Source organism: Streptomyces melanosporofaciens (assembly GCF_900105695.1).
GTDB classification, from domain to species: domain Bacteria; phylum Actinomycetota; class Actinomycetes; order Streptomycetales; family Streptomycetaceae; genus Streptomyces; species Streptomyces antimycoticus.
Map to the genome: position 1 here is coordinate 4,640,763 of NZ_FNST01000002.1, position 26,501 is coordinate 4,667,263.

General features: G+C 71.4%; 22 protein-coding genes and 2 tRNA genes. 14 read left to right on the plus strand and 10 right to left on the minus strand.

The features are described from left to right. Positions 1-20: 20 nt before the first annotated feature. A complete protein-coding gene (locus tag BLV72_RS22925) occupies positions 21-587 on the minus strand; it encodes a PPA1309 family protein (RefSeq protein ID WP_093464541.1) in 567 nt (188 codons plus the stop codon). A gap of 134 nt (positions 588-721) precedes the next feature. On the opposite strand from BLV72_RS22925, the gene BLV72_RS22930 reads away from it, so the two are divergent. From BLV72_RS22930 to BLV72_RS22945, 4 genes are all read left to right on the plus strand, one after another. Next, on the plus strand, positions 722-3,667 hold the full coding sequence (locus BLV72_RS22930) for a UPF0182 family membrane protein (protein WP_093470488.1): 2,946 nt from the start codon (positions 722-724) through the stop codon (positions 3,665-3,667). A gap of 70 nt (positions 3,668-3,737) precedes the next feature. Next, positions 3,738-3,811 (plus strand) — tRNA-Met (locus tag BLV72_RS22935). 181 nt (positions 3,812-3,992) lie between these two features. Further along, positions 3,993-5,840, plus strand: coding sequence for a tetratricopeptide repeat protein (locus BLV72_RS22940; RefSeq protein ID WP_093464542.1), 1,848 nt, complete (start codon positions 3,993-3,995; stop codon positions 5,838-5,840). 137 nt (positions 5,841-5,977) lie between these two features. Next, positions 5,978-6,054, plus strand: a tRNA-Met gene (locus tag BLV72_RS22945). A gap of 67 nt (positions 6,055-6,121) precedes the next feature. On the opposite strand, the gene BLV72_RS22950 is transcribed toward BLV72_RS22945, so the two are convergent. After that, positions 6,122-6,535: a Fur family transcriptional regulator gene (locus BLV72_RS22950; protein WP_093464544.1), complete on the minus strand. Its 414-nt coding sequence runs from the start codon at positions 6,533-6,535 to the stop codon at positions 6,122-6,124. Positions 6,536-6,697: 162 nt separating this feature from the next. Between BLV72_RS22950 and BLV72_RS22955 the strand changes: the two genes are divergently transcribed. After that, positions 6,698-8,164, plus strand: coding sequence for a catalase (locus BLV72_RS22955; RefSeq protein WP_093464545.1), 1,467 nt, complete (start codon positions 6,698-6,700; stop codon positions 8,162-8,164). A 91-nt stretch (positions 8,165-8,255) separates the two neighbouring features. On the opposite strand, the gene BLV72_RS22960 is transcribed toward BLV72_RS22955, so the two are convergent. After that, on the minus strand, positions 8,256-8,648 hold the full coding sequence (locus BLV72_RS22960) for a CBS domain-containing protein (protein WP_093470489.1): 393 nt from the start codon (positions 8,646-8,648) through the stop codon (positions 8,256-8,258). 262 nt (positions 8,649-8,910) lie between these two features. Further along, positions 8,911-9,705 (minus strand): histidinol-phosphatase, encoded by a 795-nt coding sequence (hisN, locus tag BLV72_RS22965; protein WP_093464547.1) that lies wholly within the window; start codon positions 9,703-9,705, stop codon positions 8,911-8,913. A gap of 170 nt (positions 9,706-9,875) precedes the next feature. Here hisN and BLV72_RS22970 point away from each other — a divergent pair, with 170 nt between their 5' ends. Further along, a complete protein-coding gene (locus BLV72_RS22970; RefSeq protein WP_093464548.1) occupies positions 9,876-10,454 on the plus strand; it encodes a TetR/AcrR family transcriptional regulator in 579 nt (192 codons plus the stop codon). A 19-nt stretch (positions 10,455-10,473) separates the two neighbouring features. On the opposite strand, the gene BLV72_RS22975 is transcribed toward BLV72_RS22970, so the two are convergent. From BLV72_RS22975 to BLV72_RS22990, 4 genes are all read right to left on the minus strand, one after another. After that, on the minus strand, positions 10,474-10,797 hold the full coding sequence (locus tag BLV72_RS22975) for a DMT family transporter (protein WP_014054781.1): 324 nt from the start codon (positions 10,795-10,797) through the stop codon (positions 10,474-10,476). A 171-nt stretch (positions 10,798-10,968) separates the two neighbouring features. Beyond that, entirely contained in the window at positions 10,969-11,976 is a 1,008-nt protein-coding gene (gene rsgA, locus BLV72_RS22980; protein ID WP_093464550.1) for a ribosome small subunit-dependent GTPase A, read from the minus strand. A gap of 12 nt (positions 11,977-11,988) precedes the next feature. After that, positions 11,989-13,365, minus strand: coding sequence for a 3-phosphoshikimate 1-carboxyvinyltransferase (aroA, locus tag BLV72_RS22985; RefSeq protein WP_093464551.1), 1,377 nt, complete (start codon positions 13,363-13,365; stop codon positions 11,989-11,991). Positions 13,366-13,503: 138 nt separating this feature from the next. Beyond that, a complete protein-coding gene (locus BLV72_RS22990) occupies positions 13,504-14,217 on the minus strand; it encodes a M50 family metallopeptidase (RefSeq protein WP_014054784.1) in 714 nt (237 codons plus the stop codon). Between the two features lie 48 nt (positions 14,218-14,265). Between BLV72_RS22990 and BLV72_RS22995 the strand changes: the two genes are divergently transcribed. From BLV72_RS22995 to def, 8 genes are all read left to right on the plus strand, one after another. After that, on the plus strand, positions 14,266-15,084 hold the full coding sequence (locus BLV72_RS22995) for an SOS response-associated peptidase (protein ID WP_093464552.1): 819 nt from the start codon (positions 14,266-14,268) through the stop codon (positions 15,082-15,084). Further along, the gene (locus tag BLV72_RS23000) at positions 15,084-15,752 is read left to right on the plus strand and encodes an alpha/beta hydrolase family protein (RefSeq protein WP_093464553.1); all 669 of its coding nucleotides are present in this window, start codon (positions 15,084-15,086) and stop codon (positions 15,750-15,752) included. The genes BLV72_RS22995 and BLV72_RS23000 overlap by 1 nt, the downstream gene beginning before the upstream one ends. A 302-nt stretch (positions 15,753-16,054) precedes the next feature. Continuing rightward, a complete protein-coding gene (locus tag BLV72_RS23005; RefSeq protein ID WP_043235475.1) occupies positions 16,055-16,744 on the plus strand; it encodes a sigma-70 family RNA polymerase sigma factor in 690 nt (229 codons plus the stop codon). Then, positions 16,741-17,058 (plus strand): mycothiol system anti-sigma-R factor, encoded by a 318-nt coding sequence (gene rsrA, locus BLV72_RS23010; protein ID WP_093464555.1) that lies wholly within the window; start codon positions 16,741-16,743, stop codon positions 17,056-17,058. The genes BLV72_RS23005 and rsrA overlap by 4 nt, the downstream gene beginning before the upstream one ends. Before the next feature lie 304 nt (positions 17,059-17,362). After that, a complete protein-coding gene (locus BLV72_RS23015; RefSeq protein ID WP_093470490.1) occupies positions 17,363-18,838 on the plus strand; it encodes an HD-GYP domain-containing protein in 1,476 nt (491 codons plus the stop codon). Positions 18,839-19,536: 698 nt separating this feature from the next. After that, positions 19,537-20,838, plus strand: coding sequence for an HD-GYP domain-containing protein (locus tag BLV72_RS23020; RefSeq protein ID WP_093470491.1), 1,302 nt, complete (start codon positions 19,537-19,539; stop codon positions 20,836-20,838). A gap of 233 nt (positions 20,839-21,071) precedes the next feature. Then, on the plus strand, positions 21,072-22,058 hold the full coding sequence (locus tag BLV72_RS23025) for a tetratricopeptide repeat protein (RefSeq protein WP_014054791.1): 987 nt from the start codon (positions 21,072-21,074) through the stop codon (positions 22,056-22,058). Between the two features lie 294 nt (positions 22,059-22,352). After that, positions 22,353-22,982, plus strand: a complete 630-nt coding sequence (gene def / locus BLV72_RS23030; protein WP_059147799.1) for a peptide deformylase — start codon at positions 22,353-22,355, stop codon at positions 22,980-22,982. A 79-nt stretch (positions 22,983-23,061) separates the two neighbouring features. Here def and BLV72_RS23035 read toward each other — a convergent pair whose 3' ends face one another. Together BLV72_RS23035 and BLV72_RS23040 are read right to left on the minus strand one after the other, a co-directional pair. Beyond that, positions 23,062-24,078 carry a ribonucleotide-diphosphate reductase subunit beta gene (locus BLV72_RS23035; RefSeq protein ID WP_059147798.1) on the minus strand — a complete coding sequence of 339 codons (1,017 nt, stop codon included), beginning with the start codon at positions 24,076-24,078 and terminating at the stop codon, positions 23,062-23,064. Beyond that, on the minus strand, positions 24,078-26,492 hold the full coding sequence (locus tag BLV72_RS23040) for a ribonucleoside-diphosphate reductase subunit alpha (protein ID WP_093464556.1): 2,415 nt from the start codon (positions 26,490-26,492) through the stop codon (positions 24,078-24,080). Before BLV72_RS23040 ends, BLV72_RS23035 begins: the two co-directional genes overlap by 1 nt. Positions 26,493-26,501 lie beyond the last annotated feature (9 nt).

Below are 26,501 nucleotides of genomic sequence, written 5' to 3' on the forward strand. Positions count from 1 at the left end.
CGGCGCCCCCCGCTCGGCGGTCAGTCGGTGGCGAAGGTGGCGCTGAGCGCGTCCGCCAGTCCCGGCACCAGGCCGGCGCCGGTGAGCACCTCGGTCGGGGAGTCCTTCTCCCGCAGCCGCAGGGCCGACTCGCGGGTGCCGTCCCGCAGCACGGCGACGGTCATCCGGACCTCCTGGCGGTCCGGGTGCTCGGCGACCCACTTGGCCAGCTCGGCGTCGGCCAGGCCCTTGGGCACGGAGCCCTCGGCGGACGGCGGCAGCATCTGCCGCTCCACGGTCAGGGCACAGCCGGTCACGGCGTCGGGCCAGGCGATGGTGGCGAGGAACTCGTCCAGCGGGGCGCCGGAGGGCAGCTCGTCCTGCTCGATGGGGGTCAGGGAGGCGATCTCCTCGCCGCCGCCCTCGTCAAGGCCGAGCTGGGAGGCGAGGCCGGGCTCCTCGGCGCGCAGCCGGGCGGTGTCGACGAGGGCGAAGAGCCGGGCGGGCTGGTCCCAGCCGAGCCCTGAGGCGTACTCGTCAATTTCGAGGACGGCTCGGGTCAGAGGATTCGAGGCCAGCGGGTCGGTGCCGGGGGTTGCGTTGGACATGGTTCATATCGTGCCCTGTTCGGACCCGGAAACGGGAACTGAGTAAAGCCTGAGTAAGTTGCATCAGGTGGGCCCTGGAGTTCAGGGTCCCTCAATCGACAGCGAACTTCGAGGTGCGCACCTTGGCTTTCCAGATGCCGGACCGCGGCGGAGGCCCGACGGGGCCGCGGATGAGAGTCGGCCGACCGTCCCGGCGTGCCAGGACCCTGCTCATGACCCTGGGCGTGCTGGCCGTATTGGCCATGCTCTTTGTCATGTTTGCCGGGTTTTGGACGGATTGGCTCTGGTATCGCTCGCTTCATTACTCGTCCGTCTTCAGTACGACCCTGAAGACGAAGATCGGGTTGTTCTTCGTCTTCGGCGTGCTGATGGCCACGGCGGTGGGGATCAACATCTGGCTGGCGCACCGGCTGCGGCCGCCGCTCAGCGCGATGTCCATGGAGCAGCAGAGCCTGGACCGCTACCGGATGGGCATCGCCCCGTTCAAGAAGTGGGTGCTGCTCGCGGTCACCGCCCTGGTCGGGCTGATCGCGGGCGCCTCGGCGGCCGGCCAGTGGCGGATCTGGCTGCTGTGGGTCAATGGCGTGCCCTTCGGCCAGAAGGACCCGCAGTTCCACAAGGACGTGGCGTTCTACGCCTTCGATCTGCCCTGGTACCGCTTCCTGCTGAGCTTCGGCTTCGCGGCCACGGTGCTCTCGCTCATCGCCGCCGCCCTGGTGCACTACCTCTACGGGGGCCTGCGGGTCACCAGCCCGGGCGCCCGCGCGACCGCCGCGGCCACCGGCCATCTGTCGGTGCTGCTGGGCGTCTTCGTCGCGCTCAAGGCGGTGGCGTACTGGCTGGATCGCTATGGCCTCGCGGTGAAGTCCAGCGACTTCAAGGCGACGGGCAACTGGACGGGTCTGCGCTATGTGGACGCCAATGCCTATCTGCCCGCCAAGACGATCCTGTTCTGCATCGCGGCCATCTGCGCGGTGCTCTTCTTCGCGACGCTGTGGCGCCGCACCTGGCAGCTGCCGGTCATCGGCTTCGGGCTGATGGTGCTCTCGGCGATCCTCATCGGCGGGCTCTACCCGGCGATCGTGCAGAAGTTCCAGGTCCAGCCGAACGAGCAGGCCAAGGAGGCGCCGTACATCCAGAAGAACATCGAGGCCACGCGCCAGGCGTACGGCATCGATGACTCCAAGGTGGCGGACTACTCCGGCAAGAACGCCAGCGAGGGCGGCGAGAAGCTCCGTAAGGACGCCAATACGACGGCCAGTTACCGGCTGATCGACCCCAGCGTCATCTCGCCGACCTTCCAGCAGCTCCAGCAGGAGCGGAAGTACTACCAGTTCCCCTCGACGCTGGACGTCGACCGCTACAAGGGCGCCGACGGCAAGGACCAGGACACCGTCGTCGGTGTGCGCGAGCTGAACCTCAACGGCATCCCGAAGCGGAACTGGATCAACGACCACTTCACCTACACCCATGGCTACGGCATGGTGGCGGCGAAGGGCACCACGACCGATCCCAACGCGGACCCGGCCGGCTCGCCGGACTTCACCGAGTCCGGGCTGCCCACCAAGAGCTCCAGCGGCGGCGGGGTCGGCACCTACAAGCAGCAGGTCTACTACGGCGAGAAGACCGATCAGTACTCGATAGTCGGTGGCCCCCAGAAGGAGCTCGACTACGAGAAGAACGGCGAGAAGACCACCAGCTACAAGGGCAAGAGCGGGGTCAGCCTCTCCAACCCGGTCAACCGCGCCGCCTACGCGGTGGCGTTCGGCGAGCCCCAGATCCTCTACTCGGGCGCGATCGGCGACGGTTCGCGGATCCTGTACAACCGCACCCCCAAGGAGCGCGTCGAGAAGGTCGCCCCCTGGCTGACCATCGACGGCGACGCCTATCCGGCGGTGGTGGGCGGCCGGATCAAGTGGGTCGTCGACGCCTACACCACGACCAACGGCTATCCGTACGCCTCGCGGACGACCCTGGGCGACAGCACGGCCGACTCGCTGAGCGACGGAGACCGTTCGGTGGTCGCGCAGCAGAACAAGGTCAACTACATCCGCAACTCGGTCAAGGCGACCGTGGACGCCTACGACGGCACGGTCAAGCTCTATGAGTGGGACACCAAGGACCCGGTCCTGAAGACCTGGGAGAAGGCGTTCCCGGGCACGGTCGAGCCCAAGGAGAAGATCAGCAAGGACCTGATGGAGCATCTGCGGTATCCGCAGGACCTCTTCAAGGTCCAGCGCGAGCTGCTGACCCGCTACCACGTCACCGACCCGACGCAGTTCTACAGCGGCAGTGACGCCTGGCAGGTCCCCGAGGACCCGACCCACAAGGACGGGAACGCGGTACCGCCGTACTACCTCAGCATGAAGATGCCCGACCAGAAGGGGCAGACGTTCTCGCTGACGACGACCTTCACCCCCAACGGGCGTCCCAACCTGGGCGCGTTCATGTCGATCGACGCGGATGCCAACAGCAAGGACTACGGCACGATAAGACTGCTGAAGGTCACCTCCAACGTGCCAGGGCCACAGCAGGTGCAGAGCGAGCTCAACGGTGATCCGGAGGTCGCCGAGTTCGTCCGGAACCTCAGAGGCACCGACTCCGACATCGAGTACGGCAATCTGCTCACCGTGCCACTGGACGACGGCTTCCTGTACATCGAGCCGGTCTACGCCCGCGGTGGCAGCGCCAACTACCCGCTGCTGAAGAAGGTGGGCGTCTCCTACGGCAAGGAGACCGTCTTCAAGGACACCCTGGGTGAGGCCCTGGACGCCGTCTTCGGCGAGTCGTCCGAGGAGCAGCGGCCACCGGGCGACGGCGAGCAGGAACCGCCGTCGAGCGCGAACCCCACGGTGAAGGAAGCCCTCAAGGACGCCCAGGAGGCGTACCAGGACGGCCAGGACGCGCTCCAGAAGCAGCCGCAGGACTGGGAGGCGTACGGCAGGGCCCAGGACGATCTGAGGGACGCTCTGAACCGCGCCGCCAAGGCGGAGGAGAAGGCGGGCGACAAGCCGGGGCAGAAGCAGAACCAGCCACAGAGCCAGAGCGCCGGTGACGGCTCCGGCAAGAAGGGCGGCTGACCCTCTGACGACCTGCGAGAACGGCCGGGCGGCCGACCCCGCGCACCGTGATACGGTGGTGGCAACACAGCGCGGGGTGGAGCAGCTCGGTAGCTCGCTGGGCTCATAACCCAGAGGTCGCAGGTTCAAATCCTGTCCCCGCTACTGACAGACACGGCCCGGATCCGCAAGGATCCGGGCCTTGTTGTGTGTTCTGCGAGCGTCCACTCGGGGAATGCGGATACAAGCGTTTGGGTTGTCTCTCTGTGGGCATGTCGACAAAACGCTGAAGTGACCTCCTCGGCTGCGGTATACCAGGTGTACGCCGGATGCGGGTGATGCCACGATGGGATTTATGGGGGACAGGGTCAGTCTGTTGGAGACAGGGCGTTTTGCGCACACGCATGACGATGCCGAGGAGGAGACCCGGCACCGTCGTGCAGCCGAGGCCGGTGACACCGCCGCGATGAGCGCACTGGGCGCGCTGCTGCTGCGCCGTGGTGACGTCGACGGCGCGGAACCGCATCTGCGGGGAGCCACCGCGGCGGGCGATCGCGCCGCCGCCAACAACCTCGGCGTCCTGCTGCACCAGCGCGGCTACGCCGACGAGGCGGCCGGCTGGTGGCGCATAGCCGCCGTCGCCGGATCCGCCGCCGCGGCCCACGCCCTGGGCCGTCACCACCGTGAGCGGGGCGATGAGCCCGCCGCGGAGTACTGGCTGCGCCAGTCCGCCGAATCCGGCCACACCCTGGGCGCGTACGCGCTGGGCGATCTGCTGGAGCACCGCAGCGACATCGGCGCCGAGCGCTGGTTCCGCACGGCCGCCGAGCGCGGCCACCGCGAGGCCGCGTACCGGCTCGCCCGCATCCTGGACGACCGCGGCGACGAGGGCGACGAGCCGGTGGCCGAGCGCCGCCGCGGCGCCGACGGGGCCGGGCGGGAGGAGGCCGAGCAGTGGTACCGGCAGGCCGCCGCGCGCGGCCACCGGCGCGCCGCCCTCCACCTCGGCACGCTGCTGGAGAAGCGCGGTGAGACCAAGGAGGCCGGCCGCTGGTACCTGATGTCGGCCAAGGACGGTGAGTCCCGCGCCGCCTGCGCGCTGGGCTTCCTGCTGCGCGACGCGGGCGACACGGACAGCGCGGCGGTCTGGTGGCACCGGGCGGCCCAGGACGGCGACGGCAACGCCGCCAACGCGCTCGGCGCGCTGCACGCCGACCGGGGCGAGACCCAGACCGCCGAGCGCTGGTACCGCGCCGCGCTCGACGCCGGGGACATCAACGGCGCCTACAACCTCGGGCTGCTCTGCGCCGAGCAGGGCCGCACCGCACAGGCCGAGCAGTGGTACCGCCGCGCGGCCTACGCGGGCCACCGCGAGGCCGCCAACGCGGTCGCCGTGATGCTGCTGCAGCGCGGCGACGCGGCGGGCGCCGAGCCGTGGTTCTCCAAGGCGGCCGAGGCGGGCAGCGTCGACGCCGCGTTCAACCTGGGGATCCTGTACGCGGGCCGGGGCGAGGGCCGGGCGGCCCGGCAGTGGTACGAGCGGGCCGCCGCCGCCGGGCACACCGAGGCGGCGCTGCAGGTCGGCCTCGCCCTGCAGCGGGACGGCGACTTCCAGGGCGCCGAGCGCCATCTGCGCTGCGCCGCGGGCGGTGGCAGTGCCGAGGGCGCCTTCCGGCTGGCCGCGCTGCTGGACCGCTCGTCGGTCGGCGGCGATCCGGCGACCGGCACCGGCCTCGGCAGCTCGTCCGGGACGCGCTTCCCGACCCCGCCGCCGGACGACGGCTCCGGGCCGCACGTCCCCGAGTACGAGGAGTGGTACGAGCGTGCCGCGCGCCAGGGCCACCGGCGGGCCCAGGTGCGGGTGGGCATGTTCGCGGCCGCGCGCGGCGACGTGGTCGAGGCCGCGCGCTGGTACCGGGCGGCGGCTGAGGCGGGCAGCAGCAACGGCGCGTTCAACCTGGGGCTGCTGCTGGCCCGGGAGGGCAGCGAGCCGGAGGCCGCCCTGTGGTGGACGCGTGCCGCCGAGGCGGGGCACGGCCGGGCCGCGCTGCGGCTCGCGCTGCTCGCGGCCCGCCGCGGGGCGCTCACCGAGGGGCAGCGGTGGAGTGCGCGGGCGGTCGAGCTGGGGCCCGCGGAGGTCGCCGAGCGCGCGGCGCGGCTGCGGGACGCGCTGCAGCAGGAGCTCACGGCCTAGCGTCGGCTCGCGGCATAACAGCAGCTCAGGGCGTTGTGCTCCGGGCCGGAACCCCGGCCCGGAGCCACCGGCGGGCGTCCCGCCGGTAACCGGTTTGCTCCTGCTGTCCACCCCGGGTTAAGGTTGCAACACAACGACGCGGGGTGGAGCAGCTCGGTAGCTCGCTGGGCTCATAACCCAGAGGTCGCAGGTTCAAATCCTGTCCCCGCTACCACAACGAAAGGCCCGGATCCTCCAGGATCCGGGCCTTTCGTCTGTTGTGGCCGTCTGTCGCGGCGCTCTCAGGCCGCACAGTCGGGGCACAGACCCCGATAGGTCACCTCGACCGCGGAGACCGCGAAGCCGTAGCGCTCCTGCGGGGGCAGGTCGGCGAGCAGATCGCCGGAGGGGTGGACATCGCGGATCGTGCCGCACTTCGCGCACACCAGGTGCTGATGCGCGTGGTGTGCGTTCGGGTCGTAGCGCTTGGCCCTGCCGTCCGTGGTGACCTCGATCACCTCACCGAGCGAGACGAGCTCGCCCAGGGTGTTGTAGACGGTCGCGCGGGAGATCTCGGGCAGTCGCTCGGCCGCCGCCGCGTGGACTTCGTCGGCGGTGTAGTGCACATGGTCCCCGTTGAGGACCTCGGCGACGACACGCCGCTGCGCCGTCAGCCTCCAGCCGCGTCCCCTGAGCCGTTCCAGCAGGTCACTCATGCCATTCACCTATCAGTCAGATAAGGACAAGGGTAGCAGCGGACGAGTCCTTGACCAGATCGGGTACGAGTTTCCAACGCTTCTTGACTTAGACATTGTCCAATGTAGGATCGAGAGCAGCCCCAGACCAAGGGACAGAATGCGAGTACGCAGGAGGCGCACGTGACGGTCCAGGACAACATCACTGGTCCGCTGACCACGGAGTCCGGGGCTCCGGTGGCGGACAACCAGAACAGCGAGACGGCGGGCGTCGGCGGTCCGGTCCTCATCCAGGACCAGTATCTGATCGAGAAGCTCGCCCACTTCAACCGCGAGCGGATCCCGGAGCGGATCGTGCACGCCCGCGGAGCCGGTGCGTACGGCACCTTCACCGTGACCGCGGACGTGACCAAGTACACCCGCGCGTCGTTCCTCTCCGAGGTCGGCAAGCAGACCGAGACGTTCCTGCGCTTCTCGACGGTCGCCGGCAACCTCGGCTCGGCGGACGCGGTGCGTGACCCGCGCGGCTTCGCGCTGAAGTTCTACACCGAGGACGGCAATTACGACCTGGTCGGGAACAACACCCCGGTGTTCTTCATCAAGGACGCCATCAAGTTCCCCGACTTCATCCACACTCAGAAGCGCGACCCGTACACCGGCTCCCAGGAGGCGGACAACGTCTGGGACTTCTGGGGTCTCTCGCCCGAGGCCACCCACCAGGTGACCTGGCTGTTCGGTGACCGCGGCATCCCTGCCTCGTACCGCCACATGAACGGCTACGGTTCGCACACTTACCAGTGGAACAACGCCGCGGGCGAGGTCTTCTGGGTGAAGTACCACTTCAAGACCGACCAGGGGATCAAGAACCTCACGACCGCCGAGGCGGCCGAGACCTCCGGTCTGGACCCGGACAGCCACCAGCGCGATCTGCGCGAGGCCATCGAGCGCGGTGACTTCCCGACCTGGACCGTGCAGGTGCAGATCATGCCGGCGGCCGACGCGGCGAACTACCGCTTCAACCCGTTCGACCTGACCAAGGTCTGGCCGCACGAGGACTACCCGCCGATCGAGATCGGCAAGCTGGAGCTGAACCGCAACCCGCGGAACATCTTCGCCGAGGTCGAGCAGTCGATCTTCTCGCCGGCCCACTTCGTGCCGGGCATCGGCCCGTCCCCGGACAAGATGCTCCAGGGCCGCCTTTTCGCGTACGGCGACGCCCACCGCTACCGCGTCGGCATCAACGCCGACCACCTGCCGGTGAACCGTCCGCACGCGGCCGAGGCGCGCACCCACGGCCGGGACGGCTTCCTGTACGACGGTCGGCACGCGGGCGCGAAGAACTACGAGCCCAACAGCTTCGGTGGTCCGGCGGAGACCGGCCGGCCGCTGTGGCAGTCCTCCCCGGTCTCCGGCCGGACCGGTGACCACGAGGCGCCCTCGCATGCCGAGGACGACGACTTCGTCCAGGCGGGCAACCTCTACCGGCTGATGTCGGACGACGAGAAGGAGCGCCTGATCGAGAATCTGGCGCAGTTCATCGCCAAGGTCTCCCGCGATGACATCGCACAGCGGGCGATCGAGAACTTCCGCAAGGCGGACGCCGACTACGGCAAGCGGCTGGAGGCCGCGGTTCAGGCCCTGCGCGGCTGACGGACGCTTGTCGTATCAACCGAAGAGGCCGGACGCCGTTGGGCTCCGGCCTCTTCGTGTGCCGGGCGCGAAGTCCGGTTCCGGTTCCGCCTCAGGCCGGTACGGTCTGGGGGATCGGAGCCCAGCAGCGGATGATGTCGCGCACCGACACCACCCCGACCGGGCCGCCCGCGTCGAGGACGACCAGATGGCGGAAGCCGCCCTGGGTCATCGTGCGGGCCGCCTCGTCCAGCGTCCACCCGGGGGCGGCGAAGACGACATCGGCGGTGGTGTGGTCGTGCGCGGTCTCCTGGTCGGGGTCCTGGCCCGCCCCCACTGAGTTGAGGATGTCGCGCTCGGTGAGAATCCCCAGGCCGCAGGTGTCGGGATCGAGCACGATGGCCGATCCGACCCGGCGTGCGGACATCAGCCGGGCGGCCTGACGGAGCGTGTGTGCGGGGCCGATGGTGAGGACCACCGAGCTCATGGCGTCACGGACGTGCATGGGCATGGATGGAGCCACCTCCTTGGTGAAACCCATTCGAGAATGCCCGGCGCCGGAGGCGCCTGTGAATGGATGCACAAGTTCACAAGGTCCTGGATTCTCATGTTCACATGCCTTGGTGGATCCAACAAGGGCGCGCGGAGGCCGACCCTGCCGCTGAGCGCGCGCCGCGCTCCGGTTCACACTCCGGTTCTCGTCCGGCTCGCACGCCGGTGGGCTCTCAGGGCTCCCCATAGCTCCCGAGAGCCCACCGTGAAGCCCCTCAGGAGCGCAGATAGTCCAGCATCGCCCCGTGCAGCAGCCCATTGGACGCCGCCGCGTCGCCGCTGTTCGGGCCCGGTATGCCGTCGAGCCCGGTGAAACGACCGCCCGCCTCCTGGACGATCACCGCGTTGGCCGCCATGTCCCACAGCGACAATTCCGGTTCGGCGCAGATGTCGACCGAGCCCTCGGCGACCATCATGTACGGCCAGAAGTCGCCGTAGCCCCGGGTGCGCCAGCAGGTGCGCGTCAGATCGAGGAAACCGTTCAGCTTGCCGCGCTCCTCCCAGCCGCTGAGCGAGGAGTAGGCGAACGAGGCGTCGGAGAGGTTGTTCACCTTCGAGACCGCCAGCCGCGACGCGGAGGACAGGCTGCGCCCGGCGTACGCGCCCAGCCCCTCGGCGGCCCACCAGCGGCGTCCCAGCGCCGGCGCGGAGACCACCCCGACCACCGGCCGGTCGCCGCCCTCACCGCGCTCCATGAGGGCGATCAGGGTGGCCCAGACCGGGACCCCGCGCACATAGTTCTTGGTGCCGTCGATCGGGTCGATCACCCAGCGCCGCGGGCCGCTGCCCTCGCTGCCGAACTCCTCACCGAGCACCGCGTCGCGCGGCCGGGCGCGCTGGAGGGAGCTGCGGATCAGCTCCTCGGCCGCCTTGTCGGCCTCGCTCACCGGCGTCATATCGGGTTTTGTCTCGACCTTCAGGTCGAGCGCCTTGAACCGCTCCATGGTGGTCGAGTCGGCGGCGTCGGCGAGGACATGGCCGAGACGCAGGTCATCGTGGTAGTCGGGCATGGCCGAACAGTATCGAGCGGAAGAGACCCGGAGCCACGCGACTCCACATGACCAGGGACCGGGGCCGTACGGGTCGGCCCGTGCGGGGCTCTTGACTTCATCTGGCGGCCCGTCAATTCTGTCGGGCACATGCCGCCGGGAGGCGGCGATGCCCGCTCTGGGAGGCGACGATGCCCGCAGCGCGTGAATCCTTACTCGACGCGGCCTTCGCCGCGCTCGAGGGCCGTCCATGGCCGAGGGTCAAGATGGCCGAGGTCGCGGCGGCGGCCGGGGTCTCCCGGCAGACCCTCTACAACGAGTTCGGCAGCAAGGAGGGCCTCGCCCGCGCTCTGGTGCGGCGCGAGGCCGACGCATATCTGAGCGGGGTCGAGCGGGCGCTGTCCGGGGCGCCCGGCGCGGCGGGCCCCAGGGAGCGGCTGGCCGCCGCGGCGGTGTGGACAGTCCGCTCGGCGACCGAGAACCCACTGGTGCGGGCGGTGCTCACGGGCTGCTGGAACGACCGGCTGCCGACGTCCGTGACGTCCGTGACATCCGTAAGGACGGCATCGCCCGGCCCGCTGCCCGCGCCGGGCGAGCTGCTCGGCCAGGCGCGGGACCGCGCGGTGCGGCTGCTGGCGGGCGACTGGCCGCCCGGTGCGGTAGAGCTGCCACTGGCCTGTGAGGCGGTCGCCAGGCTGGCCCTGTCGTACGTGGTGGCGCCCGCCCCGGCGGCGGATGTGGCCCGTATGGTGCGCACGGTGCTGGCCTGAGCCGACCCGGCGGCCGGGCTCAGTGGGCCGAGCCGGAGAGCTGGAGCCCTATCACGCCGATGATCACCAGGCTGATGGAGACGATCTTGAGCATGGAGACCAGATCGTCGAGGAAGATCATGCCGTAGATCGCGGTCCCGGCGGCCCCGATCCCCGTCCACACCGCGTACGCGGGCCCCACGTCGAGCTTCTTCAGCGACAGCGTCAGCAGCCCGAAGCTGCCGAGCGCGAACGCGCAGAACGCGACCGTCGGCCACAGGCGGGTGAAGCCGTGCGAGAGCTTGAGACAGACGGCGAAGCCCGTTTCGAGAAGCCCGGCGACCACGACCAGCAGCCACGCCATAGACATGCCCTCCCGTGTCGCCGTCGGCTGCCCTCGCCCGGGACACGCCCGGCCGCCTGACTCCTTGATGCGATTATCCATTTACCGTCCCGGGTGGACGGCAAACACGCTCCCCCAAGAGGTGTCCCTCGGATCTTGAGCGCCTATGGCGGGCCGCTCCCCGGACAGGCCCTAGTCGCCCTCCCGCCGCTCCCGGGTGGCCAGCAGCCGTCGCAGGGAGTACAGCCGGGCCGGTTCGGCGTGGCCGTCGGCCACCCACTGGTCCAGCGCGCAGTCCGGCTCGTCGTGGCTGCAGGCGCGCGGACAGCCCTCGGTGCCCGGCTCCAGGTCCGGGAAGGCCTGGATGACCCGCGCCGGATTCACATGGTGCAGCCCGAAGGACCGTACGCCCGGGGTGTCGATCGCCCACCCCTTGGTGTCCGGCAGGGGCAGCGCGAGCGCGGAGGTGGTGGTGTGGCGGCCGCGGCCGGTGACCGCGTTCACCCGGCCGGTGGCCCGCTGGTGGTCCGGGACCAGCGCGTTCACCAGCGTGGTCTTGCCCACCCCCGAATGGCCGACGAAGACGGTGATCCGGTCCGTCAGCCGCTCCCGCACCCGGTCGGCGGCGTCGCCGTCGGCCAGCTCGTCACGGCTGGTGACGACGAAGGGGATGCCGAGCGGCTCATAGGTCTTGAGCATCTCCTCGGCGGGCGCCAGATCGGACTTGGTGAGCACGAGCAGCGGCTCGAGCCCCGCGTCGAAGGCGGCCACCAGACACCGGTCGATCAGGCGCGGACGCGGCTCCGGATCGGCGAGCGCGGTCACGATCGCGAGCTGGTCGGCGTTGGCGACCACGACCCGCTCGTACGGATCGTCGTCGTCGGCGGTCCGGCGCAGGACGGAGGTGCGCTCCTCGACCCGTACGATCCGGGCGAGCGTGTCCTTGTCGCCGGTCAGATCCCCGACGACCGCGACCCGGTCGCCGACGACGACGCCCTTACGGCCGAGCTCGCGGGCCTTCATGGCGGTGATGGTGCGGTCCTCGACCAGGACCGTGAGCCGGCCGCGGTCGATCGTCAGCACGAACCCCTCGGCGGCGTCCTCGTGCTTGGGGCGGATGTTGGTGCGCGGCCGGTTGCCCTTGCGGTTGGGGCGGACCCGAACGTCATCCTCGTCGGTGTGCTTGCCGTAGCGGCGCATGAGTCCAGGCTCTCAGGATCTCCGCGCCGAGGTCGTCGTCGCGTCGAGCATCCCGGACCACAGGCCGGGGAAGTCGGGAAGGGTCTTGGCGGTGGTGGCCACGTTCTCGACCAGCACACCGTCGACGGCGAGGCCGAGTACGGCGGCGGCGGTGGCCAGCCGGTGGTCCTCGTAGGTGTGGAAGATCCCGCCGTGCAGCGGCCGGGGGCGGATCCGCAGACCGTCCTCGGTCTCGGCGACGTCCCCGCCGAGCTCGTTGATCTCCTTGGCGAGGGCGGCGAGCCGGTCGGTCTCATGGAGCCGAAGGTGCGCGATGCCGCGCAGCACCGACTCGGAGTCGGCCAGCGCCGCGACCGCCGCGATCACCGGGGTGAGCTCGCCGACCTCGTGCAGATCGGCGTCGATGCCGGTGATCCGGCCCGTTCCGGTGAAGGTCAGCCCGGCGTCGGTGAGCTCGCAGGCACCGCCCATCTCGGTGAAGATCCGGCGCAGTTCGTCCCCGGGCTGGGTGGTGCGCTCCGGCCAGTCGGGGATGGTCACCCGGCCGCCGGTGACCATGGCGGCGGCCAGGAACGGCGCCGCGTTGGACAGATCGGGCTCGACGACCAGGTCGCGGCCGAGCAGCGCGCTCGGCGCCACCCGCCAGACGCCCCGCTCGCCGCCCGCCTCCGCGGTGTCCACCCGCGCGCCCGCCGCGCGCAGCATGTCGACGGTCATCCGGATGTGCGGCAGGGAGGGCAGCGCGGCGCCGATGTGGCGCACCTCGACACCCTGGTTGAAGCGCGGCGCGGACAGCAGCAGCGAGCTCACGAACTGGGAGGACGAGGAGGCGTCGATGCGGACCGGGCCGCCGTCCAGCGCCCCGCCGCCGTGCACGGTCATCGGCAGCGCGCCGCGGCCGTCGTCGTCGATGCGGGCGCCGAGGGCGCGCAGCGCGTCGATCACGCCGTTCAGCGGGCGCTCATGGGAGCGGGGGTCGCCGTCGAAGTGGACGGGGCCGTCGGCCAGGGCGGCGACCGGCGGCAGGAAGCGCATCACGGTGCCGGCGTTGCCGACGTCGATGGTGGCCGGGCCGTGCAGCCCCGCCGGGATGACCCGCCATGCCTCTCCGCCGCCGGAGGGGCCGCCCGAGCCGAGGGCGCCGTCGGACACCGTCTCCTCGATGCCGACGCCCATGGCACGCAGCGCGGCGGCCATCAGGAGGGTGTCGCGGGAGCGGAGCGGGCGGCGCAGCCAGCCGGGTTCGGCGGCGAGCGCGGCCAGGATCAGACCGCGGTTGGTAACCGACTTGGATCCGGGCACGGTGACGGTCGCGTCCACCGCTCCATCGGCGGTCGGAGCGGGCCAGAGGGCGGTGTGGTCGCCCGGGGAGGTCTCAATGCCGGTCATGGGTCTCACTTTAGTGGTTCGCCCGGAGTGCCAATCTTGATCGAAAGTGGCGAAACCCAGTCGAAACACGGCGCTGCTACCGGGCGCGGAGGGCGACGCGCTATGCGCCGGGGGTGGCGCGCCGGACGCGCGTACGGGTCACAGCCCCAGCAGCCAGCGCCCGCCGGCCAGCAGCGAACACAGCGAGACCACGTGGAAGAGCAGCAGCCAGGCGCCGGCCGGAATGCCCGTCAGCCGGGCCAGTTGGTCGGGGTCGGAGTCGTACGCGCCCTGGTGCCGGCGCTTGCGCTGGAGCTCGAAGGGCGGACGCACACCCCCCAGGAGGAGGAACCAGACCACGGCATACGCGAATCCCGCCTGGACGTCCGGCCCGGTCAGCCAGGAGACGAGGAAGAAGGCGGCCCCGCTGATGACGACCGTAAGGACGCCATACGCGTTGCGGATCATCACCAGCATCGCGACCAGCAGCGCCGTCGTCCCCCACAGCAGCAAGGTGATGTGGTTCGCCGCCAGCAGCCAGGCGCCGCCGAGGCCCAGCAGGGACGGGGCGGTGTAGCCGGACGCCGCCGTGAGGATCATGCCCAGGCCGGTGGGCTTGCCGCGGGAGACGGTCAGTCCCGAGGTGTCCGAGTGCAGCCGTATGCCGTCCAGCCGCCGCCCGCTGAGCAGGGCCACCAGGGCGTGGCCGCCCTCGTGGGCGATCGTGACGGCGTTACGGGCTATTCGCCAGGCGGTACGGAAGACGACGACCGCGAGCGCGACCACACCGGTGGAGACGACCAGCCAGGTGGTGGGGTCGGGCTGGGCGCCGGTCACTCGGTCCCACAGATCGGCGGCGTTCGTTGCGTCCATGTGCGGGCGGCTCCTCGCGTCGGTAGGGGTCGTGGCAGTGTGGCACCTATGTGCGGTCGATACGCAGCGAGCCGGAAGCCGGAGGATCTCGTCGGGATCTTCGGAGTGGAGCAGTGGGAACCGGAGGAGACTCTGGCGCCGGACTGGAACGTCGCGCCCACCAAGGACGTGTACGCGGTGCTCGAACGCCCCCTCAAGGACGCCGACGAGCCGCGCCCGGTTCGCCAGCTCAGGACTTTGAAGTGGGGGCTCGTGCCCTCCTGGGCGAAGTCGCCCGAGGGCGGCGCAAAGATGATCAACGCACGGGCCGAGACCGTGCACGAGAAGCCCTCCTACCGGCGCCCGTTCGCCTCCCGGCGCTGCATCCTGCCCGCCGACGGCTACTACGAGTGGGTCACCGCGGCGCAGGAGCGGCAGCTGGAGGAGAAGGGCAAGCGCAAGCGGCCCCGCAAGCAGCCGTACTTCGTGACCCCGGTGGACGGCTCGGTGATGGCCATGGCCGGGCTGTACGAGTTCTGGCGGGACCGGACGCTGCCGGACGATCATCCGCGGTCGTGGTGGGTCACCTGCACGGTGATCACGACCGAGGCGGACAAGGAGCCCTTCGGCGGCGTGAGCCACGACGAGGGGCCGCGGTCGCTCGCCGACATCCACCCGCGGATGCCGCTGATGCTCACCGAGGACCGCTGGGCCTCCTGGCTGGATCCCGCCCGCACCGACCCCGACGACCTGCTGCCGCTGCTGGCGCCGCCGCCCTCCGGGCTGCTGCGGGCCTACCCGGTGGCGACTGGGGTGAGTGATGTCCGTAACAACGGCCCCGAGCTGCTGAAGGAGCTCGAGGCCCCGGAGGAGGGCACTCTGTTCTGATGGCCGCCAAGAAGACGGAATCGCCCGAGGTGACGACCGAGACGGTGCCGACCCCGGCCGGAGACGCCCGGATCACCTGGCATCACGCGCCCGGCGCCCATGTCCTGCTCGCCGCGAGTCACGGCGCCGGCGGGGGCATCGAGGCGCGCGACCTGCGCGCGCTGGCCGGGGTGCTCCCCGGGCGCGGGGCGAGCGTCGCGCTGGTCGAGCAGCCGTGGCGGGTGGCGGGCAAGAAGATCGCGCCCGCGCCCTCGACCCTGGACACCGGATGGCGCGCCCTGTGGCCCGCGCTGGAGAAGGCCGGGCTGCCGATCGTGGCGGGCGGCCGCAGCGCCGGGGCGCGGGTGGCCTGCCGGACCGCCCGGGAGCTGGGCGCCAAGGCCGTGCTGGCGCTGTCGTTCCCGCTGCACTCACCGGGCAAGCCGGAGCGGTCCCGGGCCGATGAGCTGCTGGCCACGGGGGTGCCGACGCTGATCGTCCAGGGCGGCCGGGACCCCTTCGGACGGCCGGAGGAGTTCCCCGGACTGCCCGCGGACATGGAGCTGGTGACCGTGCCGTACGGCGATCACGGCTTCGGCCTGCCGAAATCGGCGGACCTCGACGAGCCGGAAGCGCTCGCCCTGATCACCGGCGCCGTCGCCGACTGGCTGCCGCGCGCTCTGGCCTGACCTGCGCGGACCGGGGGAGCCGGGGCCCGGCGCCGGGCGCGGGAATGGGACGGACGGGGCATGTGTTGTAAGGGCCGTTGGTACTCACCGTGTAAGAGGCACTGATACGCGGAATACGAGGAAAGGGAGTTCCCCGCATGGGTTCGCTTGCTTGCCCGGCCCGTCCGCACGGCGCTGACCTCGACTGGTCGCAGCTGCAGGCGGCACAGGCTGTGAAGATCGGAGCGGCGGGCGCACCGGATCGTCGTCTATTCTCCGATTCGAGCGGGTCCACATCCGGACCCGACGCGAAGCTGGAGGAGGTGGGTCAGGTCACTGGGACCGACGCAGGGACCGACGGCGTTACCGAGGGAGAGCCGGTCGAGCGGTCACAGGAGACGTCCTCGGAGCGCAACGCGCGCTTTGAGCGGGACGCCCTTGCCTTCCTGGACCAGATGTACTCGGCCGCGCTGCGGATGACGCGGAACCCGGCCGACGCCGAGGACCTGGTGCAGGAGATGTACGCCAAGGCGTACGGCTCCTTCCACCAGTTCCGCGAGGGCACCAACCTCAAGGCGTGGCTGTACCGCATCCTGACCAACACCTTCATCAACTCGTACCGCAAGAAGCAGCGGGAGCCCCAGCGCAGCGCGGCCGAGGAGATCGAGGACTGGCAGCTCGCGCGCGCCGAGTCGCATATGTCGACCGGTCTTCGCTCTGCCGAGTCGCAGGCCCTCGACCACCTGCCCGACTCCGACGTCAAGGCAGCCCTTCAGGCCATCCCCGAGGAGTTCCGCATCGCGGTCTATCTCGCGGACGTCGAGGGCTTTGCCTACAAGGAGATCGCGGACATCATGGGTACACCCATCGGTACGGTGATGTCCCGACTGCACCGTGGACGCCGCCAGCTGCGCGATCTGCTGGAGGACTACGCCCGTGGGCGCGGGCTGGTCCCCGCGGGCGCGGCCGCCGGGGCGGACGAGTCGCACGATCGGAAAGGCGCGGACTCATGAGCTGCGGAGAGCCGCATGAGACGGACTGCTCCGAGGTTCTCGATCACCTCTACGAGTTCCTCGACCACGAGATGCCGGACGGCGACTGCGCCAAGTTCGAGGTGCATTTCGACGAGTGCTCTCCGTGCCTGGAGAAGTACGGCCTCGAGAAGGCCGTGAAGAAGCTCGTGGCGCGGTGCTGTGGCCAGGACGACGTGCCCAGCGACCTCCGTTCGAAGGTTATGGGGCGGATCGAGCTGATCCGCGCCGGGCAGGTGGTGCCCGAGCGTGAGGTCACCGCGGAGACGAACGCTCCGACCACCGCCCAGGAGTGACGTCCGGCCTCGAGCGCCGGTGGATCGTCGGTCATGACCGTTCGTCGATCGACTGTCCGGTGACGACTGCCCTTCGACCGTCCGTCGATCGACCGTCCGTTGATCCTCGACCGGCCGGATCATCCTCGACGAGTCGGACGGGTTCCCGGTCCCACCTTCGGTGATCAGATCATCACTCGAAGGGGTGTAATAGGACAGTCCCTCCGATCTCATCCGCCCCAGTCCGGCCTAAGCTCCCCAACCACCTGACCCGCCCCCGTCCTGGAGGGGCGGCGCAACGGACGTGGATGGGGAGGAGGACACCGTGCGGGCACTTCCCCACGGGGCGCGCGCCTATGTCCTGTGCGCCGTGCTCGCCGGGGGGCTCTGCGCCGCCCCGGCCGTACGGCCCGGAGCGGCCGTCCCCTGGGCCACGGCCGCCCTGCTCGCCGTGGTGCACGCGGTGGGCTCCAGGGTCCGCGCCCGCTGGCCCGAATGGTGCAGCCCCGTCCTTCTGGCCGGGGCTTTTCTGCTGCCGCCCGCCGCCGCGGCGCTGGTCGCCGTGCCCGGGGCGCTGCTCGCCCGCGTGGAGCGGCCCCCGGCCGGGGCGCGGCGGGCCTGGCGTGCCGCACGGCTCTCGCTGGCCGTCTGGGCCGCCTCGTGCGCCTTCGCGGCTCTACGCGGCCCGCGGGCCCTCGGCGCCCTGTGGGAGCTCGGTGGCGGCGCTCAGGACCCCGCTGCGCAGGTCCCCGCCGCCCTGGCACCCGCCGCCGAGGCATCCGGTACGCCCGGCTTCGCGTACGTCCTGGCGGCCGCCGTCGCCGCCGCGCTCGTCCTGGGGCTGACCGCCACCGCCCTGGAGGGCGGGGTGCTGGTCACCGCCGAGCGCCACTCCCCGCGCGCCGCCTGGTGCGGCCGGCTGCCCGGCGCCCTCGCCCCGTATCTGGTGCACGGGCCCGCCGCGCTCGCCATGGCGGTGCTGTGGCGCAGCCCTTACGGACCGGCGGCGGCCCTGCTGGTACTGCTGCCGATGTACGTCTGCGCCTGCGGCTTCGTGCTCTACCGCCGCGAGAGCGCCGCCCATCAGGCCACCATCCGGGCCCTGGTCCAGGCGGTCGACATCAAGGACCGCTACACCCGGGGCCACAGCGAGCGTGTCGGCCGGGCCTCCGCGATGATCGCCCGTGAGCTGGGCATGAGCGGCGACCGGCTGGAGGCGGTGCGGATCGCGGGCATCCTCCACGACGTGGGCAAGCTCGGCGTGCCGACCCGGCTGCTGCGGAAGAACGGTCCGCTCACCCCCGATGAGCGCCGGGTGATCGAGCTCCACCCCGAGTACGGCGACGAGATGGTGCGCGGCATCGGCTTCCTGGGCGAGGCGCGGGCCGCGATCCTCCACCACCATGAGCGGCTGGACGGCAGCGGCTATCCGTACGGGCTCGCCGGGGCGCAGATTCCGGAGTTCGCCCGGGTGGTCGCGGTGGCGGACGCCTTCGACGCGATGACCTCGACGCGTACGTACCGCAGGGCCCGGCCGGTGGACACGGCCGTGGAGGAGCTGAAGCGGTGCGCGGGTTCGCAGTTCGACCCCCGGATGGTGCGGGCCCTCAGCACCGCCCTGGACCGCCACGGCTGGCATGCGGCGGTCACCGCGGACGCCCCCGAGGAGCGCGGAAACGTCCCGCCAGATCCCCTGAGCCCGCCGCTGGAGCTGCCGCCGCTGGTACGCGCGGCGGCCCCCGGCCCGGCGGATGCCCCCGAGCCCCGCCCCGGCCACGGCGGCCCCGGCGGTGCGCCATGAGCCCCACCCAAGAGCCGCCCGCCGGGCCCGGCGGCTCGGACGAGGACCCGCGGCCCGCCCGGCGTGCCCGCCGCGTCGCTCCGGACGGTCCGGCCCCCGGGGCGGCCCCGGCGCGGGGGCGGGGAGAGCCCGGCCCGGACGCCCCGGGCAGCCCGGGTGTCCCGGACGGCCCGGGTGTCCCGGACGGCCCGGGGCGGGCCTCCCGGCCCGCCCGGCGTCCGCGCCGCGCCGCTTCGGGCGGCTCCGCCCTCGGGACGGCCCCGGCGCGGGCCGGGGGAGAGCCCGGCCCACCGGGTGCCTCGGACGTGCTGGGTGCGTCGGGTGTCCCGGGCCCGCTGGACGCCCCGGGCGTCCCGGACGCCTCGGGTGCCTCGGGTGCCCCGGAAGCCTCGGGCGGCGGCGAGGCCCGTGGCCCGGACCGCCCCGGACCGCGCGACCGGGACGAGAGCGCGGCCCAGTGGCCGTCCAGAGCGGCCCGCCCCGCCGCGGCTCGGGCCGCACCCCGCCTTCCGAACGCCCTCCACGGCAGCCTCGGCCGGCTCGCGGAACGACACGACCGAGCCCTCCACCGCGCCCGCCGACAGCGACGCGAGACCGCGCCCCCTACGGACTCGGGCGTCCGTAAGGGCGGCGTGGGCGTCCGCTGGGCGAGCCGCGGCGCGAGCGGCCGCGAAAAGGGCGTGGCGGCTCGGGAGCGGATATCGGGGCGCCGTCACGCCGGCCTTACCGTCGTCGCCGTCTACGGCGCGGCCGGGGCGCTTGCCGTGGTCGCGCTGGTGTGGACCGAGTGGCACGGGGTGCGGCAGCCGGAGGCGGCGCTCGCCTTTGGGGCGCTCATCGCCGTAGGGGAGGCCATCCGGTGCGTGGAGGCTCCGCCCGCGCTTCCGGGGGGCAGCGGGGTGCCCGATCCGCGTGGTGAGCCCGCGCCCGTCGCCGCCGCGGGCGCCCTCGCCTACGCCCTGCTCGGGCGGCTCGGCGGGGAGCCGACCACACACGGTGTCCTCCAGGTGGTCACCGTCGTCGTGGCCGCCTCCCTGGCCGGTCTGGTGGCGCCCCTGGCGCTCGGCTGCCCGGTCGACCCCGGCCACACCGCCCGCCGGGTGCTGACCGTCGCGTTCGCCGCCGTCTGCTTCCAACCGCTGCACCGGACCGGCCTCTTGGGCTCCTGGTTCGGCCACAGCCCGTATCTCGTCGGCTATTTGCTCACCCTGCTGGCCCTGACCGCCCTGTGCGACGCCGTCCTGGCCGCCGCGCTCGCCCGCGCCCGTACCGGCTGGCCTTACGGACCGCTGCTCCGTGACGAGCTGCGGTCGCTGCCGGGCGTTGCGGCGGCGGTCTGCGCGACCGCGGTGGTGATGCCGCTCACCGTGGCCGTCGCCGGGCTGTGGCCGGTGCCGGTGCTGGCGGTGCCGCTGCTGCTGATCCAGTACTCCTACCGCCGCTACGCGGGGATACGGGCCACCTACCGCCAGACCATCGCCTCCCTGGCCCGGTCGACCGAGATAGCCGGGTACACCCCGACGGGCCACGCCCGTGAGGTGGCCGCGCTCAGCCGGGCGGTCGGCCGTGAGCTGGGGCTCTCCGAGCCCCGGCTGACCGTGCTGGAGTACGCGGCGCTGATACACGACATCGGCCAGCTCTCGCTGCTGGACCCGGTGCCCGCCGGGGCCACCGAGCCGCTGTCCGCCGCCGAGCAGCGCAAAATCGCGCTGCTCGGCGGCGCTGTGGTCCGCCAGACCGGGGTACCCGCCGAGGTGGCACAGGTGGTGGAGCGCCAGGCGGACCCGTACCGCGAGCAGCCGCTCGCCGCGCGTATCGTGCGCGCGGTGAACGCGTATACCGAGCTGGTCAGCGGGCCCGGAGCCGAAGGGGCGGCCGGGGTGGCCGCCCTGCGCGCCCTGGAGCGGCTGCGGCTGGCCACGGCGCGCGACTTCGATCCCGTAGTGGTCGAGACGCTCGCCACGGTGCTGTCGCGCCAGGTGTACGGCCGGCCCCGGTGAGAACTCGCCGGTAATAAGCGGGGCTCCCGAAGGGCATGGTTGGATGCGAGGAGAGGGGTGCCAGGCCGAATGGCCGGTGGCAAGGAGGTGTGGAGGGCTTCGCATCCCGGCCGGAGGGTGAGGGGCCGGGCTGAGATGTCCGCGAATGTGTGGCAGGTTGTCTTCAAGGGAGGGCGACGCCGTCCGCGAAGGCATCTGGTACGGGACGACTTCGATACCGGCAGGCGGGAATCGTGAAGATCTTCGGCAAGGTACGGCACCGGCCGTCCGCCTCATGGCGGCAGGCCACGGACCGTGCGTTCACGCTCATCGGCGACGGCCGGTACGAGGACGCGGGAGCGCTGCTGACCCGCGCCGCCGACCTGGAGCCGTGGCTGTCGGAGTCCTGGTTCAACCTGGCGCTGCTGCACAAGTTCCGGCACGACTGGGAGCAGGCGCGCGCCGCGGGGCTGCGGGCGGTCGCGCTGCTGGACCGCGAGACGGGCGCTCCGGACTGGTGGAACGTGGGAATCGCGGCCACCGCGCTGCAGGACTGGCCGCTGGCCCGCCGCGCCTGGCAGGCGTACGGGCTGAAGGTGCCCGGAGAGGCGTCCGCGTCCGGGGAGCCGCTCGGCATGGAGCTGGGCAGCGCGGCGGTAAGGCTGTCCCCGGAGGGTGAGGCCGAGGTCGTCTGGGGCCGTCGGCTGGACCCGGCCCGGATCGAGGTGCTGTCCATCCCGCTGCCGTCGTCCGGGCGGCGCTGGGGCGAGGTGGTGCTCCACGATGGCGTACCGCACGGTGAGCGCGTGACCTCCGCGGGCCCCTCGTACCCGGTCTTCGACGAGATCGAGCTGTGGGCGCCGTCCCCGGTGCCGACCTGGGTGGTGCTGCTGGAGGCGGCCACCGAGGCCGACCGGGACGCCCTGGAGCGACTCGCGGCGGACGCGGGCTTCGCGGCCGAGGACTGGTCGTCGTCGGTGCGGCTGCTGTGCCGCTCCTGCTCGGAGAGCCGGATGCCCAGCGACGAGGGCGAGGGCGAGCATCTGGACCCGCACGACCACAGTGAACCGGGCCACCCCGGGCCGCTGGGCCACCGTATGGCGGGCTCGGGCTCGCTGTGGGTGCCCGAGCGCGAATGCGGGATCGCGGCGCCCGGTGGGCTGGTGCGGGGGCTGCTGGACGGGTGGGTCGCCGACAGCCCGGACACGCGTGAGTGGCGGGATCTGGAAGAGGTCTGCTGACCGGCTGGCGGCTGTCCTGGGGGCCCAGGGGGCGGCGGGCCGTGACGCCTGCGGCGGGCTGTCCCCTCCCCGCCCCTTCCCGAAACCGGGGCTCCGCCCCGGGCCCCGGTCGGATGGCCCGGATGACCTGTGCGGGTATCCACCCGGTCATCCGCTGCGGCGGCGGTCGGCTCGTCGCCCCACCAGGGCCCGTGGAAGCCCGCTCACAGCGCGTAACCGCACCGCACCCTGCCGCGTCGTGCCCGTACCCTGTAGGGCGACGCATCACGGTTGAAGGAAGGCGCACGGCGGACGATGTCGCAGCAAGGGACGAAACAGCAGGTGGTCGACGATTTCATCGTGGACACGGAGGACTGCGAGGAGCGTGAGCGGGCCTTCCGCGAGCGCGGCACCGCCCGCCCGATCACCGTGTACGGCAACCCGGTCCTGCACAAGGAGTGCCGGGACGTGACCGTGTTCGACGAGGAGCTGGCGCGGCTCGTCGACGACATGTTCGCCAGCCAGCGGGCGGCGGAGGGCGTGGGCCTGGCCGCCAACCAGATCGGTGTCGACCTCAAGGTCTTCGTCTACGACTGCATGGACGACGAGGGCGTTCGCCATGTGGGCGTGGTGTGCAACCCGGTGCTGGAGGAGCTGCCCGCCGACCGCCGGGTGCTGGACGACTCCAATGAGGGCTGTCTGTCGGTCCCCACGGCCTACATGGAGCTGGCCCGTCCCGACTACGCGGTGGTGCGGGGCCAGGACCTCGACGGTGAGCCGATCGCGGTGCGCGGCACCGGCTACTTCGCGCGCTGTCTGCAGCACGAGACCGACCACCTGTACGGCTACCTGTACATCGACCGGCTGTCCAAGCGCGACCGTAAGGATGTGCTGAAGCAGATGGCGGAGGGCACCGCCCGCTATGAGACGGTGCCCAACGACTGAGTGTGCCGCAGCTCACAGGGCGGGCCGGACCCACGCGGGGTCCGGCCCGCCCTGTTGCATCAGAGCCCGCCCTGTTGCATCAGAAGTCGTCGTCGAAGGCGACCGAGCCCTCGACCGCGACCTGGTAGGCCGAGGCGCGGCGCTCGAAGAAGTTGGTCAGCTCCTGGACGTTCTGCAGCTCCATGAAGGAGAACGGGTTCTCCGAGCCGAAGACCGCGGGGAAGCCGAGGCGCATCAGGCGCTGGTCGGCCACGCACTGCAGATACTCCTGCATCGACGCGGTGTTCATGCCCGGCAGCCCGTCCCCGCACAGATCGCGGGCGAACTGCAGCTCCGCCTCGACGGCCTCCTTCAGCATGTCGGTGACCTGCTGCTGGAGTTCGTCGTCGAAGAGGTCCGGCTCCTCCTCGCGGACGGTGTCCACGACCGAGAAGGCGAACTCCATGTGCATCGACTCATCGCGGAACACCCAGTTGGTGCCCGTCGCCAGGCCGTGCAGCAGCCCGCGCGAGCGCAGCCAGTACACATACGCGAAGGCGCCGTAGAAGAACAGCCCCTCGATACAGGCCGCGAAGCAGATCAGATTGAGCAGGAAGCGGCGGCGGTCCGCCTTGCTCTCCAGCCGGTCGATCTTCTCCACCGAGTCCATCCAGCGGAAGCAGAACTCCGCCTTCTCCCTGATGGAGGGGATGTTCTCGACGGCGGCGAAGGCCGCGGCGCGGTCGTCCGGGTCGGGGAGGTAGGTGTCCAGCAGCGTCAGATAGAACTGGACGTGTACCGCCTCCTCGAAGAGCTGCCGTGACAGATACAGCCGCGCCTCGGGGGAGTTGATGTGCTTGTAGAGCGTGAGCACCAGGTTGTTGGCCACGATCGAGTCGCCGGTCGCGAAGAAGGCGACCAGACGGCCGATCAGATGCTGCTCACCGGGGGAGAGCTTGGCGAGGTCGGTGACGTCGGAGTGGAGGTCGACCTCCTCCACGGTCCAGGTGTTCTTGATCGCGTCGCGGTAGCGGTCGTAGAACTCCGGGTACCGCATCGGCCGCAGGGTCAGTTCGAAGCCCGGGTCGAGCAGGTTCTTCTGGGACGTGGGGGACATTACTGGCAGGCCTCGCAGGACTCGGGGTTTTCCAGGGAGCAGGCGATCGCGTCGGCCTCGGCCGGAGCCTGCTGTACGGGGATGGGGGCAGGGGTGGGCGCGGTGGCCGCGGCGCCGCCGCCACGGGCGCTCTGGGCGATCCGGGTGGCCGGCCGCGAGCGCAGGTAGTACGTGGTCTTGATGCCGCGCTTCCAGGCGTACGCGTACATCGAGCTGAGCTTGCCGATGGTGGGCGAGGCCATGAAGAGGTTCAGCGACTGGCTCTGGTCGAGGTACGGGGTGCGGGCCGCCGCCATCTCGATCAGGGCGCGCTGCGGGATCTCCCACGCAGTGCGGTACAGGTCCCGTACGTCCGCGGGCACCCAGGAGAACTCCTGGACCGAGCCGTTGGACTCGCGCAGCGCCTCACGGGTCTGGGCGTCCCAGACGCCCAGCTTCTTGAGGTCGTCCACGAGATAGGAGTTGACCTGCAGGAACTCCCCGCTGAGCGTTTCGCGCTTGAAGAGGTTGGAGACCTGCGGCTCGATGCACTCGTAGACGCCCGCGATGGAGGCGATGGTCGCGGTCGGCGCGATCGCCAGCAGCAGCGAGTTCCGCATCCCGGACTTCGCCATCCGGGTGCGCAGCGCCTCCCAGCGCTCCGGCCAGGTGGCCACCGCGTCCGTGTAGTGGTCCGGGTGCAGCACACCGCGCGCTGTGCGGGTCTCGGACCAGGCCGGATGCGGGCCGTGGCGCTCGGCGAGCTCACAGGACGCCTCGTACGCGGCGAGCATGATGCGCTCGGAGATCCGGGTGGAGAGCGCCTTGGCCTCGGGCGAGTCGAACGGCAGCCGCAGCCGGAAGAAGACGTCCTGCAGCCCCATCAGGCCCAGGCCCACCGGCCGCCAGCGGGAGTTGGAGGCACCGGCCTCGTCCGTGGGGTAGAAGTTGATGTCCACCACTCGGTCGAGGAAGGTCACGGCGGTGTGGACGGTGGCGTCGAGGCGCTCCCAGTCGAGCTGCCCGTCCTCGTCCAGGTGCGCGGCGAGGTTGACCGAGCCGAGGTTGCACACGGCGGTCTCGCCGTCGTTGGTGACCTCCAGGATCTCGGTGCACAGATTCGAGGAGTGGACGACCCTGCCGGGCTCGGCGGTCTGGTTGGCGGTGCGGTTGGCGGCGTCCTTGAACGTCATCCAGCCGTTGCCGGTCTGCGCGAGGGTGCGCATCATCCGGGCGTACAACTGCCGCGCCGGGACCTTCTTGACGGCCTTCCCCTCGGCCTCGGCCTTGCGGTACGCGGCGTCGAACTCATCGCCCCACAGGTCCACCAGAGCGGGCGCGTCGACCGGGGAGAACAGCGACCAGTCGGCGTCCGCCTCGACCCGGCGCATGAACTCGTCCGGGATCCAGTGGGCGATGTTGAGGTTGTGGGTGCGGCGGGCCTCCTCGCCCGTGTTGTCCCGCAGCTCCAGGAACTCCTCGAGGTCCGCGTGCCAGGTCTCCAGATAGACGCAGGCCGCGCCCTTGCGCCGGCCGCCCTGGTTGACGGCGGCCACCGAGGCGTCGAGCGTGCGCAGGAACGGCACGATGCCGTTGGAGTGCCCGTTGGTGCCCCGGATCAGCGAACCGCGCGCCCGGATACGGGAGTAGGACAGGCCGATGCCGCCCGCGTGCTTCGACAGCCGTGCCACCTGGTGGTAGCGGTTGTAGATCGAGTCCAGCTCGTCCAGCGGCGAGTCCAGCAGATAGCAGGACGACATCTGCGGATGCCGGGTGCCGGAGTTGAACAGCGTGGGGGAGCTGGGCAGATACGACAGCGTGCTGGTCAGCCGGTACAGCTCGGCCACCTCGTCCAGCGCCCGCTCCGAGAGGTCCTCGGCGAGCCCGCAGGCCACCCGCAGCAGGAAATGCTGTGGGGTCTCGATCACCTGACGGGTGATCGGGTGGCGCAGCAGATAGCGGCTGTAGAGGGTGCGCAGTCCGAAGTACCCGAAGCGCTTGTCGGCGCCGTCGGCCAGGGCCCGCTCCACCAGCGCGTCCAGCCGTGCGGCGTGGGCGGCGGCGAACTCCGCGGTGGAGTCGGCCAGCAGGCCCTCGCGGTGGCCCACCTGGACGGAGGTGGAGAAGGAGACCGCGCCCTGTCCGGCCGCCTCCTCCGTGATGGTGAGCGCCAGCAGCCGCGCGGCCAGCCGCGAGTACTCCGGCTCCTCGGCGATCAGCCCGGCCGCCGCCTCGGTCGCCAGGCCACGCAACTCCGCCTCGTCCGAGCCGGGATGGCGGCCGCGCAGGGCGGCGGCCGCGACCTTGCCGGGGTCGGTGGCGGGCAGATCGGCGGTGAGTCCGGTAAGTGTCCGGAGCAGGGCGGTTCCGGGCGCGTCGTGCGCTGCCTGAGAAACCGCCTGCTCTGAAACCGGATCTGCGGGCGCGATGGTCACTGAGGTGCT

What these genes read in the sequence shown, in the direction of transcription:
- BLV72_RS22925 (WP_093464541.1), bottom strand. Translation starts at nt 587, where the DNA reads ATGTCCAACGCAACCCCCGGCACCGACCCGCTGGCCTCGAATCCTCTG.
- BLV72_RS22930 (WP_093470488.1), top strand. Translation starts at nt 722, where the DNA reads ATGCCGGACCGCGGCGGAGGCCCGACGGGGCCGCGGATGAGAGTCGGC.
- BLV72_RS22940 (WP_093464542.1), top strand. Translation starts at nt 3,993, where the DNA reads ATGGGATTTATGGGGGACAGGGTCAGTCTGTTGGAGACAGGGCGTTTT.
- BLV72_RS22950 (WP_093464544.1), bottom strand. Translation starts at nt 6,535, where the DNA reads ATGAGTGACCTGCTGGAACGGCTCAGGGGACGCGGCTGGAGGCTGACG.
- BLV72_RS22960 (WP_093470489.1), bottom strand. Translation starts at nt 8,648, where the DNA reads ATGCACGTCCGTGACGCCATGAGCTCGGTGGTCCTCACCATCGGCCCC.
- hisN (WP_093464547.1), bottom strand. Translation starts at nt 9,705, where the DNA reads ATGCCCGACTACCACGATGACCTGCGTCTCGGCCATGTCCTCGCCGAC.
- BLV72_RS22970 (WP_093464548.1), top strand. Translation starts at nt 9,876, where the DNA reads ATGCCCGCAGCGCGTGAATCCTTACTCGACGCGGCCTTCGCCGCGCTC.
- BLV72_RS22975 (WP_014054781.1), bottom strand. Translation starts at nt 10,797, where the DNA reads ATGGCGTGGCTGCTGGTCGTGGTCGCCGGGCTTCTCGAAACGGGCTTC.
- rsgA (WP_093464550.1), bottom strand. Translation starts at nt 11,976, where the DNA reads ATGCGCCGCTACGGCAAGCACACCGACGAGGATGACGTTCGGGTCCGC.
- aroA (WP_093464551.1), bottom strand. Translation starts at nt 13,365, where the DNA reads ATGACCGGCATTGAGACCTCCCCGGGCGACCACACCGCCCTCTGGCCC.
- BLV72_RS22990 (WP_014054784.1), bottom strand. Translation starts at nt 14,217, where the DNA reads ATGGACGCAACGAACGCCGCCGATCTGTGGGACCGAGTGACCGGCGCC.
- BLV72_RS22995 (WP_093464552.1), top strand. Translation starts at nt 14,266, where the DNA reads ATGTGCGGTCGATACGCAGCGAGCCGGAAGCCGGAGGATCTCGTCGGG.
- BLV72_RS23000 (WP_093464553.1), top strand. Translation starts at nt 15,084, where the DNA reads ATGGCCGCCAAGAAGACGGAATCGCCCGAGGTGACGACCGAGACGGTG.
- rsrA (WP_093464555.1), top strand. Translation starts at nt 16,741, where the DNA reads ATGAGCTGCGGAGAGCCGCATGAGACGGACTGCTCCGAGGTTCTCGAT.
- def (WP_059147799.1), top strand. Translation starts at nt 22,353, where the DNA reads ATGTCGCAGCAAGGGACGAAACAGCAGGTGGTCGACGATTTCATCGTG.
- BLV72_RS23035 (WP_059147798.1), bottom strand. Translation starts at nt 24,078, where the DNA reads ATGTCCCCCACGTCCCAGAAGAACCTGCTCGACCCGGGCTTCGAACTG.